The 6,160-nt window shown below is 40.8% G+C and carries 3 protein-coding genes; all 3 read right to left on the bottom strand.

Annotated features, from left to right (window positions below; translation table 11 throughout):
• Nucleotides 1–311: 311 nt before the first annotated feature.
• Nucleotides 312–2,720, bottom strand: coding sequence for a TonB-dependent receptor (locus EHV08_RS11350; RefSeq protein WP_203227090.1), 2,409 nt, complete (start codon nucleotides 2,718–2,720; stop codon nucleotides 312–314).
• Nucleotides 2,721–2,844: 124 nt separating this feature from the next.
• Nucleotides 2,845–3,855, bottom strand: a complete 1,011-nt coding sequence (locus EHV08_RS11345) for a zinc ribbon domain-containing protein (protein WP_203227089.1) — start codon at nucleotides 3,853–3,855, stop codon at nucleotides 2,845–2,847.
• Nucleotides 3,845–5,788, bottom strand: coding sequence for a peptidase U32 family protein (locus tag EHV08_RS11340; RefSeq protein ID WP_126679498.1), 1,944 nt, complete (start codon nucleotides 5,786–5,788; stop codon nucleotides 3,845–3,847). Before EHV08_RS11340 ends, EHV08_RS11345 begins: the two co-directional genes overlap by 11 nt.
• Between the last annotated feature and the right edge of the window lie 372 nt (nucleotides 5,789–6,160).

The following is a 6,160-nucleotide window of genomic DNA, read 5'->3' as shown; positions in this document are numbered from 1 at the left end:
AAAATAAAAGGGGAATGGGAGTTTTTAAGCACATTTTTGTCACATAAGAGAGAACGACTCTAAAATAAGCACATTTTTGTCATATAAGCCAAAAAGCATAACAAACATGGCGACAACATATAGGTTGTTCATCAAATTTCTCATTATTCTTTTCATTATTTTACATGAATACCAAACCTTTCAAACCGCGAAGTTATCAAATAATCTTGTCAATTCCAAATTTTGCAGAACATATATTATTTTGAATAAAAGACTAATGGCTACACCGGAAAATCCGATGCAGCCATTACTTTCAATCAATCATTTATATATCAGAAGTGGAATTTCAAGTCCATACCGATTTGGAAAGGATTACCACGTTGTGCAAAATACTTCCCTGTGGCATTGTTAAGTGATGCAAAGGTGTTATAATTAGTATCGGTTAGGTTACGTGCCCATAGGCTAACGTTTATAAAACCGAAATCTGCATCGGCATGAGCACCGAGTATGCAGTATAATTTTTGACTGAACGTGTTTGCCTCGTCCCAATAAGTCTTTCCCTGTGCATAGGCATTTGCTCCTACGGTAATGGTACGAAGACCAGTGCCCGAAATAGGGAATGTGTAGTCGGCCAGTGCACTCATGGTATGTTCTGGCACAAACGGAATCTTATTGTCCTTATAACTTACCTTTACCTCTTTATCATCAACAATTACAGCATCGTCATACTCTTTGAATGCGGCATGAGTGTAACCATAGTTCACCGCCCATGATAGATTGTTATCAAAAGCCTTTCCACGGAGTGAAGCCTCTAAACCAAAACTGAAACTCTTACCTGCATTGACCATCATTCGTCCGAAGCCGTATTTGCCTGCCATAACCGAAAGTTGTTGGTCGCGCACCTGCATATAATATGCCGATAGATCTACATGTACGGAGTTGGCAAAAAGGTTGAGGTGTGTTCCCACTTCGTAGTTCCAACTTACTTCCGGTTTGAAAGATATTGTGCTGTTCACCCTATCATAGTCCTCACTTGTGTGCGGTATGTCATAATTGTTACGATTGGCTTTGTCGCGGTTTTCATTCAGTTCTGTCTGCATGATGTCAGAAAACATCTGGATGTTGAAACCACCTGCACGATAACCTTTGCTGACAATGGCATATACGTTACTTCCTACATCATCGACACGGTAACTTACACCAAACTTCGGGAGTAACTGATTGAAGTTGCTGTTGTCACTGCCATTGAACACAGACGACAATATATTTGTTGACTGTCTGCCCATCACATTTGCAGTCATGGCCATGATTGCCGATGTGTTGTAACGCACTGATGCATGGCTATAATCATAGCGCAGACCAAGCGTAAAGGTAACATTATTGAATGTGAAGTTACTTTCATGGAACAAGCCAAGATTGAAATGCGGAGTATGGAAGAGTTCAGGCACTGTCATATCCACATTCATCGAGACTCCTCCGGCTTTCTCTATCGCAGCGGCAGCGGCAGTTGCCGCTGCTGCTTCAGACATTCCTTCATTCACCATTCTTGCAATCATTGATGCCAATATGGCATTATACATCTGTTTCTCAACAACATTTGATATGCGTGATGTGAAAGCGTTGTCGAAATAAACAGGTGCGGCAGTTTTCTGCCATATATAAGAACCGAATGCACCGGTAGTCCAATGCCATGCACCTTGCTTTTTGCTTTTGAATGTGAACTCCTGACTCAATGAATTCTGAAGTTGCCTCTGCTCCATGTGAAAGAGATCTATGGGCTGATAGTCAACGTCTATCATCATATAATCCTTGAGGTATTGGTATGAAGTTGATGAGAATAACTCGAAGTTGTTGGTATAATACTTCAAGTTAACTCCGGTATTCAGCATGTTACGACGATAGTTACTTTGGCGATTTGTCTCGGGATCAGCAGTTTTACCAGTTGCAATATTCATTATACCATAGGGGAAACCATTCTGACGAACATACTGATAGTCGGCTATGAAGTTTGCTGTCCAGCGTTTATTGTCGTTATATACAAGTCTAAATCGTCCGCCTGTTTCGTTGTATTTGTCGGCATTAAGTCCCGTTGTCCGATTGCGGAAGAAGCCGTTCTGACCATTATAGAAACCGGCAAGTGACATTCCTAAACGACTACCAAATTTTGCAAAATGTTCAATCTGAACGTTTCGATAAAAATGCGTGCCACAACCCAAAGATATGTTTGTGCCTTGATATTTCAGAGGATTCTTTGAATAAAGACGTATCATTCCTCCCTCGGTATTCATTCCGTAGAGAGTTCCTTGCGGACCGCGGAGAACATCAACGCGTTCTGTGGAATATGTATGGAAATTATACTGACTATTGGTTGCCAACGGCATGTCATCAACATAGATGCCAACAGCCGGACTGTTCACGCGTGAACCGATACCACGCACATAAATTGTAGAAGTGTAACGTGAACCATAATTTGGCATGACAAGTGACGGAACGTAAGAAGATAGGTCGCGCAGGTCGCGCACTCCGAGCGAATTGATTTCGGCTATGGAGAACATTGACGAACTGATGGGCTGCATACGCAAACGAAATTGTTCCTTAGGTTGTGATATTACAATAACTTCGTCAAGATCATAAACTCGTGAACTATCTGAAAGAGAGACGCTTGGAACACTGTTAAAGACTCCCGCTGAAACATACAGGGTAGAAAACAGCAGGGCTACGGATAAAATCTTTTTTTTCATTATAACCTTCATAGTTAATTTTCAGGTGCAAAGGTATAAGAATTAAGAAAAATACACAATCCTTATTTGTTTGGATTTTTAATACGATGAAATAGCATTTTGCACTTGAAATGAAATGCTTTTCCTATTCATTCAATATTCCACATATTGGGCAATGTCCCTTTTGATACATAATATGACCACAGTTGCCACACACATAGCGTGCACGGGAATGTCGAAAATATCGCCAAAGAGCAAAGTAGATGTATCCGGCAAGAAGAAAATAACCTACATACCACAAAGTAGAAACACTGAAAATGATATAGTCGGCTGCGCATACTGCTGCCAATCCGCAGAGATATAGCAAGGCATCACCAAACGGAAGATGATGACGCACGACATCAATACAGGCAAGCCACACGATTATCATTGACCACGCGGAAACAAGAAAGAGTGATAATCCTGGCTCTACAACAAACGGATTCAATGTAGGATGAAAATAGAACTCACGCCAAGTGTCGGGGGCGAAATTCTGTATTGAGGCATAGAATGATGCTGACGTGGATACTATGAGTGTCAGCAGGGTTGGATAAAATGATGATATGTCATTGAAATGGACCACCTTGGCATTTCGACGGTACGATGTACGCACTATGTATGCTGCAGATATGAGTATGATGACAATTATAAAAATGACATAATGGACATCGCTGAAAATTGATATGAACTTAGAAATCGGATCGTCAGGAATCACTGCTGGCAAAAGATCTGACTCGCGTGCCCAGCCGAACGTGAATTGGTCGCGCGCTACTTGTACCCAAATACTATCCTTAGTATCATGAGGAATTATACGTATGTCTGCCACAACAATATGGTCACCACTAACAAGATTTACACTGTCAACAGGCATTCCGATTAGAGCCTCTTCAGGAAGTTGCCTTAGAAGAAGTAGCGAAGGCTTGTTCACCACAAAATTATAGTTCTGTGAGTAGTGATGTTTTTGCTCGAAAAGCAGGCTGTCTTTTTGTTTTGATGTGAGCATAACCGTATCTACAATGCTCTCACGACGTGTGTTTATTCCATTGCCACAAGAGCATACTGATAGTACAATGACCGGCAGTAATACGAATAAGAACAACCTGACTTTATTCTGCATACACATTCATCTGACAATTTTTACAATCGAACTCCAACGGGAAACGGCGACCATCCGGAAGTATCAAAGCGAGTGGTTCATGCCATGTAGGTCGTTTTCCACCATGCTTAACACAGTAGCCAAGACTATAACGCAAACAATGTCGACATTGCATCACAAGAGGCCTGGACACACGTGATTTAAGTTCAAAAGCATCTCCGACATTATCTGTTCCACAACTCTCATAAAACTTACGAGAGACATGGTTGCTTATATTATATAGATAAGAAATATCCAACTTGGGAGGTGGAGTCAATGAGTTTTCTTTTACGGTCTGCACACGCATGCGTTCGCGCTGCATATTTTTGGCAATCGCTTCTGTGAGAAGTTTTGAAACATCACGACGCAATCCTGCAAGAAGGCTTGACGGAATGAAACGGTTGAAATCTGATGGTTCAAAGTTTACGTCAGTACACATAAAAGGAGTATCACCAAGTTTTGTCAACTGGCGCACTATATTGCTTATTTGAGGGGTATTGGCATCTTGTTTCTCTGACACAAGGTTGGCTGTCGCAGTAATCTCATCATCAGAATCTCCATTGACCTTGGCCTTGAGGCAGAAACCTTTATCTGTCTCGCTTAAAATGAGAGTTATTGGTATCTTGCGAGATGATGTCTCGCGAGATAGTTCACGCTCAAACTGTATGTCATTGTTGCGATACAGCGACATACCAGCCTTTAAAGATTGTGGCATCTTAGCCGGAATTAGAAAATTATTCTCAGCACGATTTACACGAAAACCCTCAAGTTCATGGTCGCTATTTATATAGCATAGACCATCTCCGTTTGAAAAAGATGATATGCCGGCAACAATTATACGCATTCCTCTTATCTCTTTCACCCTGCCAACAAACTCACCTATCGCTTTTGGAGTGTCTGGGGATGATATTCCCATATTCCTTCCGTTGATAAAATAGTTTGTGAAACCACGATTGAAGGTTTTCTGTAGGTTGGGCGTGAAAGAGTAAACGACATTTCCCAAAGATGACCTTGTCAGTTTTCCACCACTCTTCTTTATTATTTCGTTAAGCTTCTGGCTATATGCAGATACCACGTTCTTCACATAAATTGCATCTTTCAGTCGTCCCTCTATCTTGAAAGATGTAGCACCAGAGTCTATAAGTTGTTCAAGATTATCTATCCTACACATGTCTTTCAATGAAAGCAAATAGCGTGAGCGGTCTATCTTGTTGTTTCCAGCATCTTCGAGTTGGAATTTCAGTCTACAGAACTGCGCACACTCTCCACGATTTGCACTGCGACCGAAACAATGTTGCGATACATAGCACTGACCACTATAACTGACACACAACGCTCCGTGAACAAATACTTCAAGTTCTACTTCAGGTACAGCACGATGAATCTCTGCAATCTCAGATGCCGATAACTCTCTTGCAAGAACTACACGACTGAAACCAATAGAATGAAGCCATCTCACTTTTTCTACCGTTCGATTATCAGTCTGGGTACTCGCATGAAGAGGAATTGAAAAAAGTTTAGAGATTATGGTTGAAGGATTGAGATTAGTATTTGAAACAGTATTGTCAGTATTAATAGAATTCGCACCCAAAACTAATTCTTCAACACTCAACAATACAGACATGTCTTGCACCAATACAGCATCTACACCGATTCTCTGCAAGTCACATAATAGGCGTTTCGTATCTTCTATCTCGTTATCATAAACAATTGTGTTCACGGTAACATATACCTTCGCGGAATACGAATGGGCAAACTGGCATAATTTTTCTATATCTTCTATAGAATTGCCCGCAGCAACACGAGCACCGAAGCGATTAGCCCCGATATAAACGGCATCTGCGCCATGAGTAATAGCAACTATACCGCACTCCAAATTTTTTGCTGGGGCAAGCAGTTCTATCTTTCGTTTCATATTCTTAATAAAAGGCAAATACAACATTTTTCACCCATAACAGATTCATTGCAGTATTTTCCTACTTCACAAACCTTAAGAATCTATTTTTGATATGCAAAAGTAAACAATAAAAACGATTTCGCAAAAAAAATCCATTTATTTTACCTATATATCAATACATAGATTCGGCTCAACAACCGGAATTATCCGTTGAGCCATACATTCTTCTCTATCTCCTCAAAATCTTTCTTCTCCACTTTCTTACCTCTATCCCCTCAAAATCTTTCTTCTCCACCAAAAACAACAAAGTGTCCCTCCGACCATTTACGGTCAAAGGGACACTTCAATTTAAAGAGGGCGGCGACCTACTCTCCCGCATTGCATTGCAGT

This window comes from Prevotella koreensis, assembly GCF_003977605.1.
In the GTDB taxonomy this organism is placed as follows: domain Bacteria; phylum Bacteroidota; class Bacteroidia; order Bacteroidales; family Bacteroidaceae; genus Prevotella; species Prevotella koreensis.
The sequence above is the reverse complement of the archived record's forward strand: the minus strand, read 5'-3'. Positions and strand labels throughout refer to the sequence as shown.

Bases quoted from the DNA above. Each gene is read 5' to 3' on its own strand.
- EHV08_RS11350 (WP_203227090.1), bottom strand. From the start codon at position 2,720: ATGAAAAAAAAGATTTTATCCGTAGCCCTGCTGTTTTCTACCCTGTAT.
- EHV08_RS11340 (WP_126679498.1), bottom strand. From the start codon at position 5,788: ATGAAACGAAAGATAGAACTGCTTGCCCCAGCAAAAAATTTGGAGTGC.
- EHV08_RS11345 (WP_203227089.1), bottom strand. From the start codon at position 3,855: ATGCAGAATAAAGTCAGGTTGTTCTTATTCGTATTACTGCCGGTCATT.